Origin of the sequence: Vibrio sp. SCSIO 43137 (genome assembly GCF_028201475.1) — a bacterium.
Classification (GTDB): domain Bacteria; phylum Pseudomonadota; class Gammaproteobacteria; order Enterobacterales; family Vibrionaceae; genus Vibrio.
The window spans coordinates 93945-119676 of sequence record NZ_CP116384.1; the positions used below are offsets into that span (position 1 = coordinate 93945).

Below are 25732 nucleotides of genomic sequence, written 5' to 3' on the forward strand. Positions count from 1 at the left end.
AGGGGGAGCACATGTTTAAGAAAGGCTTACTTTTACTTTTAGGTTTAACGGTTATGAATGTACAGGCTTATGAACTGACCCGTGATGAAGCTAAGATTGCCCTGACAGCACAGAGCATGGGGACATTGGCTGATAACAATCAGTACACGCAGCTGGAGCAGATCTTTGCGCCGGAAGTATTAGTGGACTACACCTCTGCGTTCGGCGGTGAGGCAGCCACAATTAAACGTGGCGACCTGATGAACAACTGGGCTGCGCTGCTTCCGGGCTTTGATGTTACCTACCACGATCTGACCAACATTAAGGTTGTGCAAAAAGGTAATAAAGCCACCGTTACCGCAGATATCGTCGCCAGCCACTACATTGGCAAAGACGGTTACTGGCAAATTGCAGGGACATACACCTATGAGATGGTGAAAACGGCTAACGACTGGCAGATTGCCTCACTGACCCTGCATGCAGGTGATGAACAAGGCTCCCGTGATGTCCTTGGTCAGGCCATCGAAGCAGTGAAAAACAGCAAATAGATTAAGAGTTATCCACTCAGTCAAAAGCTCCGTTAACTTAGTTAGCGGAGCTTTTTTATGTAGAAAACCTGACTTACTCGTGCAGACCTTTATCTGATAAATACCTTCGCTGCATATCACAATATAGCCCCATTAAGCTTCTTATTGATACTTTTCTTATCGGCTCAATGTCAAATATTTCAAAAAATATAAGAGAAATTGTATGTAAATGTAAATTTTATCTTTTGAAGTGGATTCCATTTTTGTATAGTCACCAGCCTAAAAATTAGACAAATAAAAACAATTAATTAGTTGGTTAGGCAGGGTTTATACGTATGGCGTACCGAAAAGAAACAATAAGGGCTTTTCTGGCTCTGTTTTTAAGTTGTTTTTCGTTTCTGGCTCACTCTTCTCCCTTGAGTGATATTTCACCCGCGGTTCAGAGTGATATTGAGCGACAACAAAAAGAGCGTTTACAGCAGTTAGAGCAGAATAAACAAGCCGTAGAAAAGCTTCAGCCCCTTCCGGCTTTGCCGGAGCCGGTTACTGAACCGGATAGTGATCAATCCGCCTGTTTTCAGGTAGAGAAGGTGGGTTTTCAGGGTAATACGGTATTTACTGCGCAAGACCTGTTGAAAGTCGTTGCCTTTAAGCCGTCCTGCATTGGCTTAAATAGCATCAATAACTACCTTCGTTTGATCACCAACCACTATGTCGATGCCGGATATGTTACTTCGCGTGCTTTCCTTACTCCTCAGGAACTGTCATCCGGCGAACTCACAATTCTGATCATTGAGGGCAAAGTTGAAGCCCTTCGTTTTAATGGCCAGCCGGCGGACTTTCTATTGCATGCCTTACCCGGGCTAACCGGAAAGGTGCTTAACCTGAGAGATATCGAACAGGGGCTTGAGCAAATTAACCGCCTCTCCCGCTATAACGCACAAATTAAGCTGCCGCCCGGTAGTAAGCAGGGCTACTCTGTGGTTGATATCCAGTCGAAGGAAAACAGCGCCGGCACAGCGTCACTCGGTTTTGCCAACAGCGGTCAGGAATCCACGGGCGAAACTCAGCTTTCTGCCAACCTTGGCTGGGGGAACGCGCTGAATATGCTGGATAACTGGCAGCTATCAGCAAGTAAAAGCAGTGAGCTGCGCACCAGTAAAGATGCCCAGAGTATTTCTCTGAGTGTTGATATCCCGTCAGGCTACTGGAATATCGGCTATCGCACCTCTTACAGCGACTATAAACGCACCATCGACAATAACACGCTGGAATTTGAATCGACCGGTCGTACCAATAGCCACGATCTTGACTTCAAAAGGCTGTTTTATCGCGACAGTGAGAGCAAAGCCTCGCTAAAGCTGAACGTAAATCACCGCAAAGAGAAAAACTACCTTCTGGGCAACTTGCTGCAAACGGGTTCACGCCGGTTGTCATCGGCGTCACTCTCTCTTGATTACAGCACTCGCTTGGCCGGTGGTTTTCTCAGTATCTCACCCCGCTATGTCGTCGGAACTGACTGGTTTGGTGGTGAAGAGGACAGCAATAAAACTACAGCGATGCCCAAAGCGCAGTTTAGTAAAGCCACCCTTACCGCCAGTTACAGCTATCCGCTGACAAAAACGCTCCGTTTAAGTAGCACCCTGTTTGGCCAGTGGAGTGACGATACCTTGTACGGCAGTCAGCGCCTGAGTATCGGCGGGCTTCACTCCGTCAGGGGGTTTAAAGACGTCTCTGTTTCCGGTGACCAAGGCTACTACTGGCGAAATGATGTGAACTGGTCGCTCGGTCAGCTCCCTTATCTGGGAAGGGTTAATGCCCAACTGGCGCTGGACAGCGGCGCCATTGTGACAGACAGCCGTGACGAACTGGAAAGGGGCTCATTACTGGGCACCAGCCTGAGCCTGAACACCCGTAATGCCCATATCAGCACCAGCCTGACGCTAGGTGCGCCACTGCACTCGCCTCAGCGCCTGAATGCTGACGACACCGTAGTGTATTACCAAATCAACATTGCCACTCACTAAGCAGGGAGTTACCGATATGAAAAGACATCCATCGTTCCATTCAGACCTTGCGGCAAAACCGGTAGCCAGATGGCAGCGCGGATTGGTTTATCTCCTTTGCGGGCTTATTAATGTGCAGCCGGTACTGGCCAATGTGGTGGTGAGTGGCGGCAATACCACGGTGACCAATGCAGTAAACGGGGTAGAAGTGGTGAACATTGCCACCCCTAATGGCAAAGGGCTCTCCCATAACCAGTATCAGCAGTTTGATGTTGACTCTTCGGGGTTGATTTTAAACAACTCCACAGAGCACCTTGGTGTGTCGCAGTTAGGCGGCATATTGCAAAACAACCCTAACCTGACGGGCGGGGCGGCCTCGGTGATTTTAAATGAAGTGACCGGCGCCAATGCCAGTCAGCTTCAGGGCTACACCGAAGTGTTTGGCAGTCAGGCCAATGTGATACTGGCTAACCCTTATGGCATCACCTGCAGTGGTTGCGGCTTTATCAACACCCCGAGAGTCACCCTATCAACGGGGGCGCCAGACATCACTAACGGGGAGGTCACCAGCTTTGATGTGGCCGAAGGCGCAGTTACGATTGAAGGCTTGGGGCTGGATGCCACCCGCCAGAGCTACTTTGATATTATCAGCCGCACCGCTGAGCTAAACGCCGCCATAAATGCCAAAGAGCTGACGGTGATTACCGGTCAGAACAACGTCCGCTACCAGACCAATCAGGTCACAGAAAAAGCCGCTACGGTTGGCGATAAACCACAACTGGCCATCGACTCTTCCTCCCTTGGCGGCATGTACGCCGGACGCATTACCCTGATAGCCACCGAAGATGGTGTGGGAGTCAATGTAGGCAATCTGGCCGCCACTCAGGGCAAGCTGGTGTTGACCGCTGACGGCAAAATACAACTGGCTGACGCCAGCAGTAGCAGCGATATCACCATCAGCAGCAGTGATACGGTGGCGTTAACCGGTAAGCAGTTTGCAGAAAACAGCCTGAGTGTATCGGCTGACAACATTAGCGCCACTAACGGCACCTTAGCCAGTGAAAAAGAAGTCAGCCTAAACGCCAGCAATGACGTTCAGCTAACCAGCTCAACCATTGCATCCGGTGTGGATAGAGACGGTAACCGCCTGACTGGCGGGGATATCAAGCTAACCGCTGACCATACCCAACTGACCGATAGCCGCATTAACGCCGTTGACACTCTCACCAGCCAGTCAGCCAATATCACGCTGGACAGTGACAGTGAGATAAACAGTAAAACAGTGAGCCTGAATAACCTGACTCAACTGAGCAATGATGGAACCGTCTCTGTGTCTGACACATTCACTCTGTCGGGAGAGATAATAGCGGTGACCGGTGCAGGCAGGATAAATGCAGAGAATGCCAATGTACAGGCCAATCAGGCTAATCTCGCCACGACCTTAAACAGTGGCACACTCGATTTGCGCACAACAGGCCAGCTTGATATTGCTGATACGGCGGCGCTGACCAGTCAGCAAGGGATGACCATACACAGTGACACCCTTAACCAGAACGGACAACTCACGGCGCAGGGCGATGCCTCGCTGACCGTCAACACCCTGACTCAAACCGGTAAAACAGAGGCGGCTAACCTGACGGTGAATGCTGAGACCTTCAGTCAGCAGGGAGTGCTTCAAGCCAATGAAGCCCTTACGATTACCAGTAAACAACTTACCCTTGCAGGGCGAAGCAGCGCGGCGCATAACGCCGGGATAACCACAGACCGCCTGACCTTAGATGGTGAACTGCAATCTGGCCGGAAGTTAAGTGTCACTGCCCGTGATGCGGTTACAACCGGTACTGCTGCCAACATGTTGGCGACAGAAACATTAACTCTGAACGCGGATTCTCTTGATAACCACGGAAGGATACAGAGTGACCAGACGCTATCACTTACCACACAAGAACAACTGACCAACCAAAGTACAGGCACACTGGAAACCCAAGGTGCGTTGACCATAAGTGCCGGTGAGCTACGCTCCGAAGGCACCATGCTGAGCGAGCAAGATGTCAGCCTGACGGCAGCCAACAGCAGCATTACTCTGGGAACCAATAGTGCTACCCGCACTAACGGAGCGATGAGCCTGACAACCGATAATCTTAATCAGGCAGGGCAAGTGAGTGCAGGCACCAGTATCGCCAGCACCGCCAATCATATTGAATTAACCGGTGGCTCCTTTAAGGCAGGGGAGGATATCCGTTTTAATGCCGATACGCTGGAGCTTAATAGCCAGCTGACGGCCAGCCGGGATATCGTACTGGATACCAAAAGCAGCCTGACCACTGCCAACAATATCGTGGCAGGAAGAAACCTGAGCCTGACATCACAAAGTCTGGATAACCGTGCGGAGCTTTCTTCTTCCGGCAACACCAACATTACCCTGACCGGCAACCTGACGAATCAGACTACCGGGCTGATATCGGGTAGCAATACCACCTTGTCAGCGAACGGTGTAACCAATCATGGTCGTCTGCAGGCTCTGACGGATTTAGGCCTAACGGCGGCTTCATTAGACAACCGTGGCTCAGTGGTAGCATTACAGGATGCCACCCTCACTCTCTCGGGTGATGTAACTAATCATGGCCTGCTTTATGCCGGTAATCACGCCAATCTATACTCTAATGCCCTGACGAACTTCAGCGATATTGTGGTGGGGAAAAACCTGCTGATAGCCAGAAATGCGGCTAAGCAACGCAGCAGCCGGATGACCAACAGCTCAGGTACCATTGAGTCCTTAGGCGGGGATATCGGGATATATGCGGATACGGTGGAGAATAAAGCAGTAGGAGATATTGTAGAGTTAATTAGTTCAAAAGATATTAGTGCGAGTTACCCAGAACTTTCAACACTTGAGCATACGGAACATAGATTAAGGTTTAACTACAGAGAAGAAGATTATGATGATAGCCGTGGCCACTATGGTGGTACACGAACTTATTTTACACTTCTGTCTCCAGAGAGTTTTAGCGTAGAAGTAAAAAAAGATGTGCTTAAAGGAAAGAGCGATGTAAAGATTAGCACGATAAAAGCCAGAGAAAACTTGGGGATAGATAGTAATACAGTCACTAATAATGCAAGCTTAATCGCTGCTGATACCGTCAGTATTTCTGCAAATACACTGACAAACCAAGGATATGATCTTAAAACGTATTCAACTTATTATGACTATAGTCTTTGGTCGACGCATAAATTTAGCCGTGAGTACCAAAATTTTAGAAACTCACATGGAAGAGCTTATCAAAGAATAAATGTCCGTAAGGTTGAAACCAGCTCAGGAAAGAGCCTAAACGCCTCCATTACTGCTACCAATAACCTAAACCTGAATGTTACCAACAAGGTAAATAACGCCACCATCAGAGCTAATGCTGGCCCGGTAACCTTAAGTAAAGGTTCTACACAGGCACAAAATACCCAGTCGGCCTCCGGGAATACGAATATAGCCGTGACTTCGGCAGCGATTAACTTACCCGGCAGTAATACGGTTGTGTTTCCTGCTTATCAGTTACCGGATAGTCCTCACGGCTTGTTTATCTACTCCCCCGACCCCAAAGGGAATTACCTGATAGAGACCAGTCCGGCGCTAACCAATATCGGCACCTACTTAGGCTCCGAATATTTTCAGAACAAGCTGGGCTTTAACCCTAACCGCGATGTGACCTTTTTAGGTGATGCTTTTTACGATACCCGCGTAGTTACACAGGCCATTTTTGAGCAGACGGGCAGGCGTTATCTTAATGACAGTGTCGGCAGTGACCTGAGCCAGATGCAGCAACTGATGGACGCAGCCGCTCAGCAGCAAAGCGCACTGAACCTCTCCGCCGGTATTGCCTTAACCCCTGAGCAGGTGGCTAACCTCACTCAGGATATCCTCTGGTATGAAGAGATAGAAGTGAACGGCAGGAAAGTACTGGCACCTAAGCTGTATCTTGCCAAAGCCACTAAACAGAACATGGTTGGCGGGGCGCGCTTAGCTGGTAACAACACCACCATTAACGCCGGCGATTTCGATAACAGCGGCACGGTAGCGGCCACAGATAAGCTTAATATCGTCAGCCAACAGGGCATCGATAATATCGGCGGCAGCCTTACTGCCCAAGGTGACACCACACTGTTGGCAAAACAGGATATCACCAATATCAGCGGCACCATTCGCGGGGATAAGGTTGATATTACCTCTACTGAAGGAAGTGTGGTCAATAAAACCCGGGTACAGCAGATTCATGCTGCTGGAACCGGCCAATTAACTCAGGATGCAGCAGCGACAGGTATTACCCACACCTTTACAGAAAAAGGCGCTAAAAGCTCGATAACTGCCACATCTGGTTTCACCATCACTGCCGGAAAGGATATCGTCAATCAGGCGGCGGAGCTTAAATCTGGCGGCGATATGAGGCTGGCAGCCGGCGGGGATGTTCGTTTTGAGGCCGCTAAAGAGGTGAGCTTCGATAAAAGTAGTTATGGCAGGGAGGTGAACCGTAATGTCAAGCACCTTGGTTCAGAGGTTACCAGTAACGGCGCCATCAGTGTATCAGCAGGTAAAGACATACAGCTTACTGCTGGTACCATTGCCGCCAACGATGAGCTGAGCCTGAATGCGGGCAATAGTGTCACTATTAATAGCGGGTTGAATCAGAATTACAGCCATAAAAATCGCGGAAACGTCACAACCACCAATCACAGTAAAACCCATCAGGGCAGCCAGCTTTCCGGTGACAAGGTCACTATCAATGCCGGAGAAAACATCACCTTGTCGGGCAGCAAACTAAAAGCGAAAGGCGATGCAGAGCTTACGGCAAAAGGCGATGTAGATATTCTGGCGGTGAACAATAGCCAGTACAGCTATTACAAGAAGAAAACTAAGAAATCCTTTGGCCGCAGCAAAACCACCATTATTGAAAGCCTGCATGAAACCGTGCAGGGCAGTGAGGTTGATGCCGGCGGTAACCTGACCATCACGGCTCAAAAGCACACCGGAGTACAGCAAGCCGGTGGTGACAGTGACATCTCCCTTGTCGGCTCAGCCCTCAAGGCCGATGGTAAAGCCACCCTTACTGCTGATGGTGACATATTGCTCACGGCTCAGCAGTACCGGGAGTACGCCCGTAAAGAGACCATTAAAAAAGGCTTTGGCGGGTTGAGTGGCCGCCAGAAAGGCAGTGTAAAAGACGCCACCTTGCTTGATAGCGGTTACCTCATTACATCCGGTAACACTAGGATCAACTCAGGTAAAGATATTGGCATCGTAGCCAGTGAAGTAGTGAGTGACGGTGAGGTGAACCTGACCGCCGTGGATGATGTGCTAATAAACGCCGGAGAGGTTCTCAAACTTAGCCAGCAGTGGGACAAGAAAACCCGCTTCTTAAGCGGTGGTAATCTGTTTGAGATGGAGAGTAAGCGCGAAGGTGAGCAGAGCAGCACGGCGCAGGCCAGTGCGGTGCGTAGCCAAGGCAACCTGACGGTAGATGCCGGTTCGGTGAGTGTGGTGGGCTCTGAGCTTGATGCCCAAGGCAGCATTAACCTGAGTGCAGATACCGGAAGTATCGACATTGCCGCCGCCAAAGAGAGCCGGCAGAGTTACTACGACCATGAGAAGCTCACCATCGGGTTGGGCGACACCAGTAAGCTGGTGAGCGTAAAAGACGGTAAGCTGAAAATCACACTGGGTAAAGCCACCTACGATAAAGTGGATGAGAAGACCCAGACCGGCACTCATAAGGGCAGCCAGCTCAACGCCACAGAGAACATTGCCGTAAATGCCGAATCAGATATCAGCGTGACCGGCTCAGCCCTTGCGGCAGATACGGACGGCAACAACAGCGGCGATATCACTCTGACCGCCAAGGACAATATCCGCATTACGGAAGCGAAAAACACCAAAAGTACCCAACGTAAAGAAGTGCACGGTAAGGCGGAAGTGAGCTTAGTGGTGCAGCATCAGGCTGCCGAGGTGGCGAAAGCCGCTCAGGCACTTCAGGAGGCGACCAGTAACCTTAAAAAAGCCAAGAGTGATTATAAGCAGTACCAGAAGCAGCTTGATTCACTGGAAGACACACTAGACACCCTAAAACAGGAGTACGCTGAACGTAAACCAGGGGTGGCTTATGAAGATATTGAAGAGCTGAACGACCTGATAGCCGAGGTAAAAAGTGATGAAGGTTGGTACCAGACCGGCATCGCATTGGCCGCGGCCGATGTGGCTTCCAAGTCTACTCAGTTGGTTCAGCAGACCGCAGCAGCAGCGAAGAGTACCGGAACCTACGGCTTTAATGCCGGGCTTCAGTTCGATATGGATGCAACCAAAACCTCCAGTGACAGCCAGCAGACTAGTTCGGTGGCCTCAACTCTGAGTGGTGAAAACGTTCATATTCGTGCCGGAAACGAGCAAGGCAAAGAAGTTAAGGTTCAGGGCTCCTCCATAAAAGCCAACGACATCTTGAGTGTAGAAGGTAATGAGATAAACCTTCTGGCGTCTGTCGATACGCAAAACCAGAAAAACGACAGTGAATCCGGCTCGGTGAGTGCCTCGATGACAGTCTATGGTGGCTCCAGTGGTATTAACCTGAACGCCAGCCTCAGCCGTAATCAAAGTAAGTCGTCTTCAACGACTCACACCAACAGCGTATTAAACGGTGAGAACATCCGCATTGTCTCGGCACAGGATACTAATGTGAAAGGGGCTAATGTGGATGCCGGTGACAGCCTGACGGTGAATGTCGGCAATGACCTGAATGTGGCTTCGGTACAAGACCGGCACAGTGCCAGCCATAAGGGCATGGGCATCAGTGGCGGATTGAGCTTGTCGGGTGGTGAAGTCCCGCAAGACAACGCAGGACGAAAGGGTGGTGTAATAGATAATTTTGATGGTAATGCTGGAGACCTTACCGGTGCCAGCGGCGGCCTGAATGCCTCAAACGGCCGTAGCCGAAGCAAAGAGACGGTGCTCTCCACGCTGACGTCAGGAAACACGGCAGATATCACCGTCGCGAACAACACTGATATTAAAGGTGCATTGGTTGCTACAGTCGATGGCGAGGGGAAAGACCAAGGCAACCTGAACCTGACTACAGATACGCTGACGTATGTCGACCTGACCAATACGGACTATAACCAAAGCCGCAGTATGGGGGTAAACACAAGCGTTGGGGTAAACGGCGGTAAAATAGATGCCACCAACAACTCAACCAGCCTGCAATACAAAAACACCTCAGGCTACAACAAGTCAAAAACGCTGGCGACAGTGGGTAAAGGTAACCTGACCATCAAGGACTCAGAAAACTCCGACGACACCTCTTCCCTAAATCGCGACACCGAGCATACAGAAAAGGACTTGTTCACTGTTGACCGTAAGCAGGGGGATATTGATGTTACGGTTGATCACCGTCTGCTGACCGAAGAGGGTAGGAAGGCAATTGCGAAAGACGTAGAAACCACTCATGAAGCAGGTCAGGACGTCTATCGTGCTGCTGAAACCTATGTCAACAGTGACGACATGGATCTGTTCGACTTCGGTAAATCAGTCAGCGATAACCGAAAAGTCACAGAGCTGAAAAATGAGCTGCTTAGTAGCCAAGAGGGACTGGACTTACTAAACGACCTGAAAAGTACAGACCCAGATAAGGTATTAGCCGCTCAGGCTGAAATCAGCAAGTTGGCTCAGAAGAAATACGGATTAGAACCTGAGAAGGTAAACTTCTATAACGCTGATAAAACTACATCAGTCGCGATGCAAGATAATGATGTTCGAGATGTTAAGGGTGGTGTAGTAACAGACGATGACCATGAACTGCACGGTGAAGTTAACGTAGATGTCAGTGACGCTACCACTAAAACTGATCTTCTGAATACTCTGGGTCATGAGACCTATGAATCCATTACTGAAAATACCACTGGAGAGCAAACTGCCGCACAGGAAGATTTAGCGAAATCTTTCGGAAATCAGCTTGAAGATAGGGTTAATCAGGCCGCAGGGGGAGATTTAGATAGCACGGTAGACAACAATTGGAATAGCTCGTTAGTTAATAGTAGTACAGCTCAACTTGGTACAGAGCGTGTCAACAAAGTAGGTGATGCGAATGTTGATCACATGCTAGGAGCAATAGCTCTACCTGCTCAAAATGCTGCATTAGCGGGAGGTGCGGGGGCTTCGGGTAACAAGACAGTTGTCACGACTAAAGAAGTTGAAGAAATTCTTAATAAACCGCTTGAAGGAGTTAATAAGCTCTTAGATGGTGCTGAGCAAACATGGGATAGATTGATTGGAGCAGACGGCCAAGCAGACATGATCGACCATCATGCTGATAAGCTGTCCACACTTGAGACTGAAATAAAATTAGCACAAGCTGAAGGTGACATTGAACGAGTTAATGAGCTGAATGCAAGAATAGATGAAGCTTTATATATTTTAAGTAAGCAACCTTATGATGTGATTAGCGGGGTACAGGAGAAGCTAACGAACGAAGGAACAATAGCTAGTACTGGCGGTCAGCCAATACCAGATCCACTTCCGATGCCTAGTGGTAGTGAGATTAAAAAACCAGAAGCTGTTGTTCTCGTTACTCCAGAAGCTGATAAGCTAGACTCGACCACTGTGACACCTGCCTCAGGCGAGCAAGTGCTAGTCAAGACGGAGACTCCAGATCAGACAGGTGAGTCAGGACCAAATGTTTACTATAGCGAGGGTAATGGGTATGGTTCACCAAAGGGAATAAAGTTAGACTATGACACCGAAAGTAAGTCGTGGACTACTTCGGCGGGACTTATATATGGCCAAGGTTCAAAACATGGTAATCGTATTGAGCATGTTTTAGACCATGCTGATCCAAACCCCAACAAAAAGAAGCATAGTGTGTTTAATGTTGATCGGAATGAAGTTCTGGGTTTAATCGATGAGGCATGGAGCAAGAAAGGAACTCCGGTGGCTAATGATCCGGGTGCTTATATTATTCCGATGGGAAGAGAAGTTGGTACTGAAGGAGAAACAAATATCAAAGTAGTTGTCAGACCAGGCACGAATGAAGTGATAACAGCATTTCCACTTAAATAGAGAGGTTTTTTATGTGGTGTCCACGTTGTGAACAAGGTGAAGTTGTCAAAGCAACGATTAAAAAAACGCAAAATACGATCTATGTATGTGATGAGTGCGAGGCAACTTGGTTTAATAAGTCAGAAATTGACAGTAAGTCTTTTGTTGATTTTGGCTCTTATATGAAATCAATTGACCTGGAACCATTGTGGTCTGAGATAGCGGTTTCGGAAAGTTAATAATATTCTGAGTTTAGGTTAAGCGGTTATAAAGACAATCAAAGCTGCAATAGATTAAGAGACGCCACTCATCCGAGTGGTGTCCCTTCCCACAACCACCCAATCCACCCACAGAACCCTCTCTCGCCACCAGAAACAGAAAATTCCAACGGTGTCAGCCACGGGAATATATTGTTAAACCCCGAATTATTGGGGACACACACCTCAAGAAAAGGCAAGTTTTAATAACATAGGCACCGCAAACACTACGGTGCCTTTCCTTTATCCGTTATTCCTTATCCTGATACTTAAAATGATTCAATAGCGTCAAAAGAAAAATGCGAATTTCATTTTCCTGCGGGCTAATTTCGCCAAGGCTATTGGTTGTGGCATTCAGAATAAAATCTTCAACTTGCAGATAGAAGTCGGAGTGTTTTGATGTAGTCATGATTAGTTCCTTGTAAACAACGTAATTGTCATCACCAAGGTCGCCAAACAGAGGTGGTGACATGGATCAGGTTGGCGAACCGGTCTACAAGGAATCCGGCATACCCGAAGGTATCCCAATCCACATCACCATAATTCTACAGATGTGCGGAAGCCGCATACTCAGACCAACTTAAATGTTGGATATATACGCCTTGTAGTTATCAGAGGCTCGCCAAAACCTACGGGCACCGGATTTTGCCGGTGCGCGGTAAGCATATGTTTTATTGAGTTTCTGTGTCAATAATTGGTGCGTGGTTTGCGAGTTATCGGAGTCTATATCTTTATTTTATTTCCTCTTAAATGACATCTCCCTTGTCGGCTCAGAGTTGAAAGCCGATGGCGAAGCTACCCTTACCGCCGATGGTGACATCTTGCTCACGGCTCAGCAGTACCGGGAGTACGCCCGTAAAGAGACCATTAAAAAAGGCTTTGGCGGGTTGAGTGGCCGCCAGAAAGGCAGTGTAAAAGACGCCACCTTGCTCGATAGCGGTTACCTTATCACCTCAGGCAACACCACGCTCAACTCAGGTAAAGATATTGGCATCGTAGCCAGTGAAGTAGTGAGTGACGGTGAGGTGAACCTGACCGCCGTGGATGATGTGCTGATAAACGCCGGAGAGGTTCTTAAACTCAGCCAGCAGTGGGATAAGAAAACCCGCTTCTTAAGCGGCGGCAACCTGTTTGAGATGGAGAGCAAGCGCGAAGGTGAGCAGAGCAGCACGGCGCAGGCCAGTGCGGTGCGTAGCCAAGGCAACTTGACGGTAGATGCCGGTTCGGTGAGTGTGGTGGGCTCTGAGCTTGATGCCCAAGGCAGCATTAACCTGAGTGCAGATACCGGAAGTGTCGACATTGCCGCCGCCAAAGAGAGCCGCCAGAGTTACTACGACCATGAGAAGCTCACCATCGGGTTGGGCGACACCAGTAAGCTGGTGAGCGTAAAAGACGGTAAGCTGAAAATCACACTGGGTAAAGCCACCTACGATAAAGTGGATGAGAAGACCCAGACCGGCACTCATAAGGGCAGCCAGCTCAACGCCACAGAGAACATTGCCGTAAATGCCGAATCAGATATCAGCGTGACCGGCTCAGCCCTTGCGGCAGATACGGACGGCAACAACAGCGGCGATATCACTCTGACCGCCAAGGACAATATCCGCATTACGGAGGCAAAAAACACTGAAAGCACCCAACGTAAAGAAGTGCACGGTAAGGCGGAAGCTAGTTTCGTGGTGCAACATCAGGGCGTGGAAGTTGCGAAGGCGATTAAAGCATTAGAAGAGTCTACTCAGCGGCTTAAGCAGGCAAAAGAAGATTACAGCCGTTACAAAAAGCAAGTGGACTCTCTTGAGCATACTCTTGCCACGTTGGAGCAACAGTATCGCGATAAAGAGCCCGGCGTGAACTTTGAGGACGTGGAAGAGCTGCGGGACTTGGTGTCGGATGTGAAGGGTGATGAGAGCTGGTATCAGGCAGGGATTGTATTGGCGACAGAAGATGTGGTTTCAAAAACCACTTTGGCCTACCAGCAGGGCAGGGCGTTATCCGAAAGCACCAGTTCTTTTGCCATGGGCTTTAATGCCGGATTGGAGCTGGATTTGTCTGCCTCTAAATCAGAGAACCAATCCCAGTCAACCCATTCACTGGCGTCATCTTTGACCGGTGAAAACATCACCATTGATGCGGGGAATAATAAGGGCGATAAGGTAGACGTTCAAGGCAGCCAGCTTAAGGCTAATGACCGGGTGTCTATTGATGCCGGTGAGGTAAACCTGCTGGCCTCCACAGATACCAGTAACAGCCAAGGCAGTAATGAGAGTGTCAACGGCACAATATCTATGACCCTGTTTGGTGCTACAGGTGGTGCTAACGTCAACCTTGGTTACAGCAAAGGGCGCAATAACAGCAACACGACCACTCATACTAACAGCACGGTAACGGGCAATAGCATCGATATCCGCAGTGACAACGACACCAATATTAAAGGAGCAAACGTAGCGGCGACGGATGTGCTGACAATGAATGTGGGTGGCGACCTGAACATAGAATCGGTGTCGGACAGAGAGAATTCCAGCAGCAAGAGTATGGGGGTAAACGGTGGCATAAGTTTGTCTGCTGCTGATTCAGATGCATCTGTTAAAACATATGAAGGAGTAACCCATAGTTATACTGGTGAAGGAGCCGGGGATGTTACGGGAGTAAACGCAGGCACACATACATCGTCTGACCGTAAAAGAAGCAAGCAGACGGTGCTGACCAGTGTCACGTCAGGAAACACCGCAGATATCACTGTCGCGGACAACACCGATATTAAAGGTGCATTGGTTGCTACAGTCGATGGCGAAGGCAAAGATCAGGGCAACCTGAATCTGGCCACAGAGACGCTGACGTATGCGAACCTGACAAACACAGATTATAACCAAAGCCGTAACTTTGCAGTAAATAGCGGTGTTAGCATAAACAGCAAAGGAGAAGGCGAGGCAAGTGGTCAGGCAACGGCGGCTCAACCCAAAAATGATACCGCGAAAGACCAGTCACTGATAGACAGCACCTACACCAGCTCTAGCCTGAAGTACAAAAACACCTCAGGCTATAGCAAATCAAAAACACTGGCGACAGTGGGTAAAGGTAACCTGACCATAGGTGATACCGATAAATCTGATGACCTGACTGCCTTAAATCGCGACACCGAACATACAGAAAAGGACTTGTTCACTGTTGACCGTAAGCAGGGGGATATAGATGTTACGGTTGATCACCGTCTGTTGATCGAAGATGGGCGAAAAGCGATAGCGGAAGATGTCGAGAGAACAAAAAGGTTGGGTCAAGCTGTTGGAGATGTGGCTACTAAAGAGTCCATCACTATTACTGATACTTTAGATCATATTGGTGACGTGCAAAAAGATCTCGATGTACAGAAGAATCTCGCGCTGTCTGATGGCGGCAAGTCAGTCGATATCTTAGAGAACAAGGAGAACTACAGCGTTAAGGAGTATGACCAAGCGTTAGATCAGTATGCTAAGGCTTACGCAAGTGTTTACGGAGTCACTATCGAGAGCGCTAAAGCGGTCGCGACTGAGAAGTTCCGAGGAATGACATATTCCAATTCAGCGGATGGTAACGCGACAAACTCTAGGGTCTCGATTGATTATAACAATAATGGTGGAGCGACAGATGTTGCTGAAACCATGGGACATGAAGCGGCTCACGTACGAATCGATCAAGGGCAAACAAGGTATCGTGAAGGGGCTCTGGCAGAAGAGTACGCAGATACCTTTGGTGAGTATTCATCGGATGGTATGGAGTTCTCCGCGGGTAGTTATACCAATGTACAGCTGAATGTACCTAAGGCTGATAGCGGTAAGCTGATTGGTAATACTCAGTTAGTTAATAATACCACCAAGATGTATCAAGATATTAATCGTGATGCACAGGGTGACGGGGTGGTTAATTATCGCCAGCTAGACACTCCTGAAATACAAGCTATACGAAAGCATGCTCCTCAGATGGCTAAGGAGCTCGGTATATCGACAGAAGAAGCCGAGAAAAGAATGGCTGAAGAGCTAGTCACGCGTGTTGATAGTGATTGGCAGGAGTATTACAAATCTAAGGGGCGCAAGGCAGATGGTGAAGCACTCAACCATTTGTCAGAGGCCTTAAGCTCATTAGGTGCAAACTACGTACAACCAGACTTAATACCCGACCCTGAAGCCATTTATACCCCTGATGGTGTAAAAGCTGATCTTGTTAATTATAAAGATAACTATGAGCATCGATACAATGACGCCACCTTGTATGGTGAGGGTCTGGTAACAGGAGATAAAGAGCAACAAGACTTTTATATTAACAACCTTGGTGAACATAAATCAGATCTCGGAGAAACAGCATCGGGCACGGTTGCTGGTGTAGCTAAACCAATTCTAGATGTCGTTGATGTGCTGGAGTGGGGAATAAAAAATCCCGAAGAAGGAATAAAACTGCCTTCATATGGCTATCAAGAGATACTGAATAATCCTGAGGAAGTTGTAGAGGGTATATATGAGGGCTACGTAGATAGCCAAGTAAACTCTGTTTTGTCTTCTTTACAAGGGGATAACTATAACGCTGCGAAATCTGGAACTGCTGGAACGGTGCAGTTAGGACTTGATGTTGGTGTCGGTACTGTATTGGTTAAGGGAACTAAGGGTGTATCTCTTCCGGATGGGGGGAGGTTACCAGACAAATTAAATAGTGTGGACGGAAAACATGATAAAAAGGGTACATCTACAATCTATGTAGACTCTCATGGACTTGCTATTGAAGCACAAGAGGGATCTGTGTTTAGGGCTAATGCAGTAACACCTGAAATAGACAAATCAATTTCTGAAAATGGTTTTTCAACAGGTAAGTCCAGAGGAGTAACTCAAGAGGTAGGAGCAGCCTTACCAGAGAGTTCCCCATTAGAAGATAGAGTTGTTCAATACGTTGAAGGAAGTCCATTTCCTAGAGATACAGACTTCGTCGGTGTTAAAGAAATCCCTCATGACGCTCTAAACACAGCAATTCGCACAGGCAGACAGACTTTGAAAGAAGATAATGCAGTTATAAGAATTGATGAGTTAAATATTAATGATATGAATCCTATTAATGTTGATAAAATTTATAGTGAGACTTTAAATAGACAGCCTCGTAGTCCTATTGATGTTGCAGGGGAGTCGGTTGTTGAAGGAGACATTCCAGCAGATAAAATAGTTAATACGACTCGTTTATCTAAAGAGGAAGTTGATAAGATTAAGAAAAATAGAAAGAAAAAGGGACAATAAGAATGCTTGATGGTTGGAGTATAGTTGAAAATCAATATGAGTTCACAATCCATCGTACATACCCGGATGGTACTGATGTGATCATTTCAATTAAAAGCACCAATAATGGTTATGAGGTGTGGTCGAGTGCAGAACACAGATCGTCAGGTCCTAATAATCACTTAGATGGTACTGCAGAAACTCTTGAGTCTGCGGAGCAAATGCTCTGGTTGGAAGCTGAGGGTTGGGATGATGATTTTCTAAGCTAAATTGTATTGATTCAGACGCCACTCATCCGAGTGGCGTCCCTTCCCACAATCACCCAATCCACCCACGGAACCCTCTCTCGCCACCAGAAACAGCATATTCCAACGGTATCAGCCACGGGAATATATTGTTAAACCCTGCGGTATTAGGGCTGTAATCTGGGCACTTTGGTTCGGAGTGAGAATCGGTTTATTCGTCAAGGTATGAATCACACAGGATAGATATGAGAGCAGTTCGGTACGAAGGAAACCTGCTTCTAGTGGGTATAAGCTAGGAGAATTCAGGGATTTTCCCAGCTCTTTTTTTGCCGAAAAGCGAGTTCCGCAAATCATAGTGCGCGATATAAAATCTGAGCTCACTGAGCATACTATGTATTTGCTTGTTCCGGCAAAGTGACTACCCATACCGCATGTTTATCCTTCAACGTCGTTTCTGCACTGTTAATCATTGCTCTAAGAAAGGCAAAGCGACGATTACCTTCAAGTAAGTGAAAAGGCTCTAGCATTGGTCCTTCATGCTCTGGATAACGAAACTCCAATATCGGATGATTTTGGTCAGAGGCGTTTTGAGCAACAATAATAGGGACGGGGGTTGTACCGTGTTCAAGCATGAAATCACAAAAAGCCGGCGCGTTATTGCGTCCTGATCTCAACCACCACTCTCCTTTTTCTAGCAGCCGCTTCTCGTCGTAAGGATAATGCTTGATGATTTCAATCTCACCGTTAGACAAATCAACCAACTGAAAGTCCCACTGCGATAGGTTTGGAATGAGATTAAGGGCATCAATGACATCTCCATCTCCTTTTCCATGTTCATAAACCCATTGTTTTAGGACATCTTCCGGGAAGTTACGTAGTTCTTCAGGCATCAATTCGCAAAATTCTTCAAAGCTTGTGTCATGTCCAATCTTTGGAAACTTAATCATTACTCTCCCCCCTTATCGTCAGATAAGCGTATATATCCGCACAACTTGTGTCGAAGATTACTTATATAATCTTCTTACCAGCATTAAAGAATCGAAGGTCCAACTAGCATTGCTCAGCTTAAAGCCTGATCTAAGCTAGTCAGAGCTGCAATAATCGCATTGACGGTTCCTCTATCAAACTCAGAACGATCATTTTCTTCATGTGTCCCTTTATTCAGGTATCGCCACTCTCGGCTGCCACCATTGATACCCAACAACACATTAATTGGGTCGTACACAGCACTTTTATCTATATCTTGAAAATCAGGTTTATTGATTTTACTTCTTAGCTGATCAGTTAAATTCCTAAGTTCAATGGGAGCTGACGAAGACCGTAGCTTAATGCTTAAATTTCCGTCACCATGTCGATTTACGTATTTCCACACTTTGCCCTTTGTAAGAGCTTCTAATGCTTGTCTAGCCTTTGATAAAGCTTCCCGTACTTCATTTCGCTCTATATGGTTGGCAGCAGCCAAAATGTAATTTCTGGGTGCACAGTTAAAGTCAACGCGGATATGCTGTTCACCCAATCTAGGCAAAAAACTTAGCAGCCTAGACTCACGAACTTCACCTGCTGGCAGCAGATTTTGAATATCCTTAAAGAACTCTTCTCCGTGGCAGGTAAGGATAATTTGCTTTTCGCTAAAGTAACCATCTTCAAATAAGGAACGACGGATTGACTCGCGGTGATCATCATCAATTGCATTTACAGGGTCATCAAATATCAAAATAGGAGCTTGTTCCTTAAGGTTTTTTGCAAGCAATATAGCTAGACCAAGGCAACGGACATGCCCTTCACTTAATATATGAAGTGCGTCGAAGAACTTGTCGGGTTGATCTTTAAAGGATATTTTCAGACGCTGGTGTTGTGCTAGCGGAAGCTGAACACTTGCCAATAGTTCAGTTTGCACATCATTTCGATTAAAGGCGTTGTACAGTTCGACTACTTGTTCACCTAGATCAGCGACCAGTTTAGCTGGTAATCCATTGTTATAGCCGTTTATTTTCTGAACAAACATTGCATATGCAGTAACAATTTCCTTGTTCTTGGCAACGGCTGCTTTTTCAGCTTCAACGTCCGCGATCAACTGTGCGTTATCAGTTTGGAAATTGTTGATTAGCATTCTTGCTTTAGCTAGGTTATTCAGTGCCGTCTTCTTCTGGGTACTTAAAACTGTAACTTGGCGGTCTATTTCACGTAATCGGTTTAACTCTGACAGTTTGCTTTCCCTTAGTCCTAGCGCCTTATCAACTTGTTTGTCCATTGCTTCTAGTTGTTCAACTTGGCCAACTAAATGCTGCCAACCACTACAGTTGTCAGGTAATTGGCTCAATAAAGAGTCCCACCATAGCAAACTTGGTTGACCATTGGTTATTTGTAGAAACTGCAATGGGTTATTCTGAGGGAAGAATCGCAAACAAGTATTTAATGTTTGTGAGATATTGAAAAGCCCCTGCAAAGCTTGTTGCTCAAGCAGAGCTACATTTTGTTGTAACTCAGCTAGCTGATGCAACTTATTCAACTCTTGTCCTGCATACATATATGGATTAACTACCACCTGTTGTAGAGGAGTTTTGCATGCAGGGCATACATCAGGGCTACTCGGCTGAAGTTGCGTCACAGCCTCATACAGTTGCTTAAATGACACTTGTTGACCTGCTTCTGTAAGCTGTTTTTGCTTTTGTCTAAGCTCATTGATCGTTGCAGCTGTTTCGTTCCCTACTGTAACTAAGTTAGCTTTTACAAGATTTGCTTTTAACGGCGGAGCCTGTTGCAACTCTGCGTCTAGTTGCCTTATGAGCCCTAGTGTTTGAGTGTTACCGTTAAGTTCGACTATCAACTGATCATAAGTTGCACCAACTCTATAGTTGTTGGCTAAATTTATCTCTTCACTGGCAATCCGTTGTAGCTCAGTATTGTTTAATTGGATCTGTTGTTCGGCGCCTTGTAATCCCTGTTGTTTCTGCAACAGTTGGATAGCCTGCTTGCCCTGCACGTCGATATATTGATTACCAATGTCTGAGGTGAAGCTACGGACAAACTCCGTAAATTTTTCTAGGCCAAATAGTGTTGCAATAAGCTCGGTTTGTTTCGCGGGTGCTTGTGCGGCGATACGGGAAAAATTATCAATACGGTTCTTTTCTACAAAACAGAATCGATATACAGACTCATTTGACTCGATTCGTACATCATTTCCTTCGTAATCTAGTGCGACAACTTCAGGATGGGTTAAAGCATTAACAAACGCATTTTTTAAATATTCGTTTTGTTCACGAAAACGCTTACTTTCAGCTTCGGCCACATTACCTAACAGTGAATATTCCAGTGCTTCACAAAAGCTTGATTTGCCAGTTCCGTTAGGACCATATATCAGGACGAGGCGACTATTGAGGTCAAACACTTCTTGCCTTGAAAACCCTCTAAAAGGACCAACCGTCATGGTTCTCAAAGAAGAAATTTGAGCAGTCTGTTCACCGTTATTGAGTGAAATAGCAGGGACTTGTGTAGGAGTTCCATCCCAATGAGCATGGCACAGCTGAACTATTTTCCTTATGCGTTGCCCTTGGTGCGTGCCCAGCGGGATTACTTCATCTAAATGAGCTGAAACTATATTAGCTATCTTACGTACCGAATCCGAAGTACCGGAGTCCTGTAGAGTTTGAAGAAATCGTAAATATTCAGCCCTTATCACTATGTTTCTCCTTTCAAATTATCTTAATCATTGGCTTGACCACCTGACTATCGAACGATTCAGCTTAGCTTGCCATTATTCCCAGAGACCTGTAGCTTAACGACTACTGATCAGCTATTTTTTTATAGCTATACTGAGTGTAATCAAATAGCTAACCCACTTTAGAGCATTTAACTTTGTTAGATTATGGTTTGTGTCACATGTTTCATAATGAGTTGGGAGAAGTTGAGCTAGATATGCAAGTTAATATTTCAAACGCAGAAATCTCTACCGTGAGTTTCGGGAAATAAGCAGAATTAAAGCATGCGAAGTCACTTAATGACCGCGCTAATTAGACTTATAGCAGTAGTCCTAAATTGTTTTGTCCCAAATTAGTTTAAAGATCCAAAGACATCACGTAGATATACAAACATCTAACGAAGCAACTTCTGTTGAATGGAGCAGAGAAAAAATGTCCAGATTTAGAATAGAAACAGATGTTTAGGTGGATTGCATTAGGCTGAGGTAATGTGTTTTCTCGATTTCGTACCTAGCCTGATAACAGTATCTTTAATCAGCAATCGCTCCACTACATTGCCATTATCAGTAAATGAGTTAACTTGTTTAATAGTTAAAAATCAGCAAGTTAACTCAGTCTTTGAAAACTAAGCCGCTTTCGGTTTTCGTTTGCTAGTCCAGCAGCAATTTCTTTGCCTCTTCCAGTTCAGAGGGGTGGAATATAAGCGCCATATCAACATCAGGGTGATGCTCTACCAGCCAGGCCAGTAGTGGGATGATTTGTTGAGTAACAGGCAATAGCTGTTCATACACTTTGCGTGTTTTCGCTCTGGCGTTAGCGCAGTCTTTCTTGGTGGTCTCAAAGCCAGCTTCTGTTAACTGCTCTGCCAGATCCTCATAGAAGCCTTTAGGGATTCTGGCGGGGTGCTCAGGCAGTCCCCACTTGCCTTGTGTAATGGCTCGTAGCATCTGTAAGCGAAAAAGCTCCAGCGAGCCGCCCTTGGTGTATTTTAGTCCGGTGCCCTTGGTAAACTTCTTAACCTTGTAAAAGTCCATCCAGCTATACCAGTCGTGCAGGGTTTTCAGGCAGTGGTTCTCCCGCCATTCATCAAAGTAGGTGCGGGCAAACAGGCCATCTTCTACCGTAGGCCAAGGAAGGGTATCAAAGGCCAGATGTTCAACGGTTTCCCCCGTTTCAGGATGACGCACTTTCACCATTCTTGGGTTGATCGGGCAGCGTTTAAAATCAAACTCGAGATTAAGTCGCTTGTTTCTTGAAATAGAAATCAGATCTAAATGGTCCCTCCACATATCACGCGGTGAGGCTAAATGGCTCTCTTCAAGGCGCTGGCCCGGATATCGGTCCAGAAAGGTCTTCACCATCCAGCTGTTTTCATCCACGCCTTTAGGAGCCTTCTTTCCGGCTTTAGCGCATACAGGTTTGGTCGTTCCGGGCTCTGCCGTTAACTGGCCCCGGGTTTTCATGGCAATCAACTGGCGAACATGATGTTTGAGCTTGATCATCTCACCGTCACCCACTTCACGGCATATCTGCAAAAAGCGCTGGCAGTTAGCACCACTTAGATCCAGTTCATGCTGAGGGCAGTCAGTAAGGTAGCCATCTGTGGTGGCGCTGATAATGGAATAGCCCTTTCGAGCGGTCGACATTATCAGCTCATAAAGACAGGCTCTGACAAAACCGGTCACATGGCTGGCCAGTTGTGCGTTGGTGATGGGGGAATAGGGGATTTTCTTACTCAGTCCGGTATTGGAGTCAAAAACGTTGCGTTCGACAAGCCCCTGAGCTGCTTTGCCATAGACACTGTTTCCGAGGGTTTTAATCAGCTGGCTGTACAGCTCATTGCCTTGGCTTTCATACTTAGCACGCTGGTCCCGGATAATTGCAGTAAAAGTCTTAAACAGAGGTTCAGAGCCTTTCACCCATGGAATAACCGTTCCGAACTGGATATCTATTTTGCATCCCATATTATGCGCCACGGCAATTTCAGGTGCGGTCAGATACGCCTGTCCTGAACGGGGGTAATAGATGCCCCTCATGTCTGTTCTGCAAGGAATGCAGGGATAAGGTTCGTCTTTATCAAAGCAGAATCGGACATAGGCAAAGCCCATGGTATGGCCCAGATAATCCTCAACACGGGTAGAGCTGAATGCGTTCTGATAATCTGGAAAAAGTACGTCAACCAGCGCACTGGTATACGCGCCACTAAGGTCATAATCGTAGTAGTCGCCTATCTCAGTCGGGCCGTAATGACTGCCGAAGTTGGCACCGCCCATAAAGCTTGAAATCGCCAGTTGATTGGTAAATTCACGAGCGGGAGTAAGACAGGTATCAGTGCGGGTATTGATAGTGCCTGTCTTCGGATTAAAGTACTGAGTTTTACGCGTCTCCAGACCCAGAAAGGCGTTCATTCGTTGGGTACTGCCACAGGTCGCCTTAAGCAGAGAGACCGCCATATTGCCCAGTGTTGCAGGCAGACGTTTTACGCCCAGTTCAATGCCATCCGGTAAGTCCTGATTCATCTCTTTTAAGGCGAAGGATTCAAGCTGCAATCCGTACGACAAGGCTATATCCGAATCTCTCAGAGCATAACGGTTGAAAGTGGCAATATCTTCACAATAAAGGTCGCTCATACGCTCAATCATACCCGGTGGCAGAGTCTCTTTTTCATAGCCTAGCATGGCACCCAGTGCATCCAGACTGGCCTTGTTCGGGGCTAACAGGCAGGTGTCTCTGAAGACCAGTTTAGTTTCGAATGCGTTATTGGACTTATCGAAGAAGCGAGTGTTTTCCAGCTTGTACCGGCCCTGTCCGGTAGTATCAATCTTCAGGCCATAGTCGGCACCAACAGAGCAGACGGTGTTCTGAACCACCTCCAGAGAATTTTTGTGGTTCTTATTGCTCTTGCCAATGTTCCAGAACTCGTTAAAAGATGCGATGTCGGCTCTCATAAAATGGGCGAATACGGTGGTGTATTCCGGCCAGTTATCAAACAGTCCACGGCTTTTGCCTTCAATCAGTATGTCACGGATAAAGTCCTCAAAAGAGAGCTTATAGCCCTTGTCACTAAGTTCTTTTCTCTGTCGCATTTCCTCTTCTTTGGATAAGCCATTATCCCGGCAGTGTTTGATTAACTTCGCCATGTCGGTATGGATAACGCCATTAAATCGCTTGCCATCCACATCGATACTGTAGGAGTAGCAAAGAATGTCATTACCATTTTGCTCGGGGTTATATTCCCATTCCGAGTCCATGGCAATGCTGCAATGCTGGCCTTTGCCTCTTCGGGCCAGCCAGGGGGCTAAGGTGCGGGTGTCCATAAACTCAGCCAGTTCGTTATCTACTAACTGAACGTCTTTAACCGGGTTATGCATTAACGCCTGAAAATCGGCAATGACTTCATCTCTGCTATGGACAGAGTCAGGGCAGTACGTCTCAACAAGCGCTTCTCTGATTTCATTATCGCTGTATTTGTTGAGCTGGAATTGGGTGGTTATATCACTACGTTGCATCGTATTTACCTTTACGGTTAGGAGTAAACATAACAATGCACGCCAATTTCAGACGTGCATTGTCTCGGGAGTACAGGCTACGAATGACGGTTAATAATGAAGGGCAATATATGGGTAAAGATGAGAGCTAAGAAAGACAGGCAATAATAGAGCGCACGCAGGCAAAAGGAGTTATTTTAAAGTGAATACCACCTCGATATGGTAAACCTTACGAAAAGCCAGAATCACTTTATTAAAGGCTTCGGTCCAGCCAAAGTTAGTTTTCTTGCTGCCATCCGGTTTCTTAGCGCTGCGCATGGCTTTAGCGAAGTAGTTTTGTAGATAAGCCGCGTTATCCAGTGGGCCAAACTCCTCGACGTATTTTTCAATATTCTGCTCTAGAGCCAGCATAAAGGCGTTCGCGCCCTTGGTTCTTAGCAGGCTAAAGTCCTTCTCAATATTGCCAGTCAGGGTGTTCATTTCATTGGTGTTCATCGTATTACGCCTCCATAGCGTTTTGGTTGGTGAGTAGAGTGCCCCAGTCAGGACGGTGTCTTTTGGTTTTGGGTAAAGGCTCCAGCGCCTGCGCCAGTTCATCGGCTATCAACTGATGCAGAGCGATATCCTCTACTTTCAGAAAGTCGATGATATGGTTATCCAGTCCCCGGATAATCAGGCCACAGAACTGCTCTCCGGTATGTTGCTCAATAGCCACAACCGATTCACGCCTTACATAGTTATTGTTCGGTAGCTGTATCATCGGGTTCTTACTGCTTTCAGCATGAGCCACGATAGATTCGATATACTCCTGAGCCTGCTCCTCGGTGATCTCTTTCTTACCTCCTAAGGTGAAATAATCAGTGACGCGATTATGTTTGTCTTTAAACACATATTTGCCTCCAGCCTGATGCGCTGAAGAGATATTTTCCGGGCTTCGGTAGTCTCCCGAGCAGGACTTTAATAAACCTTTGTTGGACATTTTATTCGCTCCATTTTCGTGAATGTCTTCTTAAAACATATATCAACACTCAAGGAGTTACAATCGTCTGACTTGTAGAAAATACCAACTAATACAATGCATTAAATATGATGAAAGTATAAATAAGGTGATTTTATAAACACTCTGAGCCACAAACTAAAATGGGGAACTACCTTCCTCAAGGCGCAAAAAAATGCCGGTCGTTTTCTCCCTTAAATAAGGCGCGAAACATGTGTCTAAATATTCATCAAATGGTGGAGT

General features: G+C 46.8%; 12 protein-coding genes. 6 read left to right on the forward strand and 6 right to left on the reverse strand.

Annotation, left to right across the window (positions count from 1 at the left end; all coding sequences use genetic code 11):
- The first annotated feature begins 11 nt into the window (after positions 1-11).
- From PK654_RS16290 to PK654_RS16305, 4 genes are all read left to right on the forward strand, one after another.
- Positions 12-527 carry a nuclear transport factor 2 family protein gene (locus PK654_RS16290; protein ID WP_271700002.1) on the forward strand — a complete coding sequence of 172 codons (516 nt, stop codon included), beginning with the start codon at positions 12-14 and terminating at the stop codon, positions 525-527.
- A gap of 314 nt (positions 528-841) precedes the next feature.
- On the forward strand, positions 842-2533 hold the full coding sequence (locus PK654_RS16295) for a ShlB/FhaC/HecB family hemolysin secretion/activation protein (RefSeq protein ID WP_271700003.1): 1692 nt from the start codon (positions 842-844) through the stop codon (positions 2531-2533).
- A 16-nt stretch (positions 2534-2549) separates the two neighbouring features.
- A complete protein-coding gene (locus tag PK654_RS16300; protein WP_271700005.1) occupies positions 2550-11597 on the forward strand; it encodes a two-partner secretion domain-containing protein in 9048 nt (3015 codons plus the stop codon).
- 11 nt (positions 11598-11608) lie between these two features.
- Positions 11609-11815, forward strand: coding sequence for a hypothetical protein (locus PK654_RS16305; RefSeq protein ID WP_271700006.1), 207 nt, complete (start codon positions 11609-11611; stop codon positions 11813-11815).
- A 268-nt stretch (positions 11816-12083) separates the two neighbouring features.
- Here PK654_RS16305 and PK654_RS16310 read toward each other — a convergent pair whose 3' ends face one another.
- Positions 12084-12242 (reverse strand): hypothetical protein, encoded by a 159-nt coding sequence (locus PK654_RS16310; RefSeq protein WP_271700008.1) that lies wholly within the window; start codon positions 12240-12242, stop codon positions 12084-12086.
- A 367-nt stretch (positions 12243-12609) separates the two neighbouring features.
- Between PK654_RS16310 and PK654_RS16315 the strand changes: the two genes are divergently transcribed.
- Together PK654_RS16315 and PK654_RS16320 are read left to right on the forward strand one after the other, a co-directional pair.
- The gene (locus PK654_RS16315) at positions 12610-17082 is read left to right on the forward strand and encodes a hemagglutinin repeat-containing protein (protein ID WP_271700009.1); all 4473 of its coding nucleotides are present in this window, start codon (positions 12610-12612) and stop codon (positions 17080-17082) included.
- 2 nt (positions 17083-17084) lie between these two features.
- Positions 17085-17330 carry a hypothetical protein gene (locus tag PK654_RS16320; RefSeq protein ID WP_271700010.1) on the forward strand — a complete coding sequence of 82 codons (246 nt, stop codon included), beginning with the start codon at positions 17085-17087 and terminating at the stop codon, positions 17328-17330.
- Positions 17331-17695: 365 nt separating this feature from the next.
- Here PK654_RS16320 and PK654_RS16325 read toward each other — a convergent pair whose 3' ends face one another.
- From PK654_RS16325 to PK654_RS16345, 5 genes are all read right to left on the reverse strand, one after another.
- Positions 17696-18253, reverse strand: a complete 558-nt coding sequence (locus tag PK654_RS16325) for a hypothetical protein (protein ID WP_271700011.1) — start codon at positions 18251-18253, stop codon at positions 17696-17698.
- A 113-nt stretch (positions 18254-18366) separates the two neighbouring features.
- Positions 18367-20985, reverse strand: a complete 2619-nt coding sequence (locus PK654_RS16330; protein WP_271700012.1) for an AAA family ATPase — start codon at positions 20983-20985, stop codon at positions 18367-18369.
- Positions 20986-21654: 669 nt separating this feature from the next.
- Positions 21655-24513, reverse strand: coding sequence for a DNA polymerase (locus PK654_RS16335; protein WP_271700013.1), 2859 nt, complete (start codon positions 24511-24513; stop codon positions 21655-21657).
- Positions 24514-24684: 171 nt separating this feature from the next.
- On the reverse strand, positions 24685-24987 hold the full coding sequence (locus PK654_RS16340) for a hypothetical protein (RefSeq protein ID WP_271700015.1): 303 nt from the start codon (positions 24985-24987) through the stop codon (positions 24685-24687).
- A 4-nt stretch (positions 24988-24991) separates the two neighbouring features.
- Complete coding sequence (locus PK654_RS16345) at positions 24992-25471, reverse strand: hypothetical protein (protein ID WP_271700016.1); 480 nt, start codon at positions 25469-25471, stop codon at positions 24992-24994.
- Between the last annotated feature and the right edge of the window lie 261 nt (positions 25472-25732).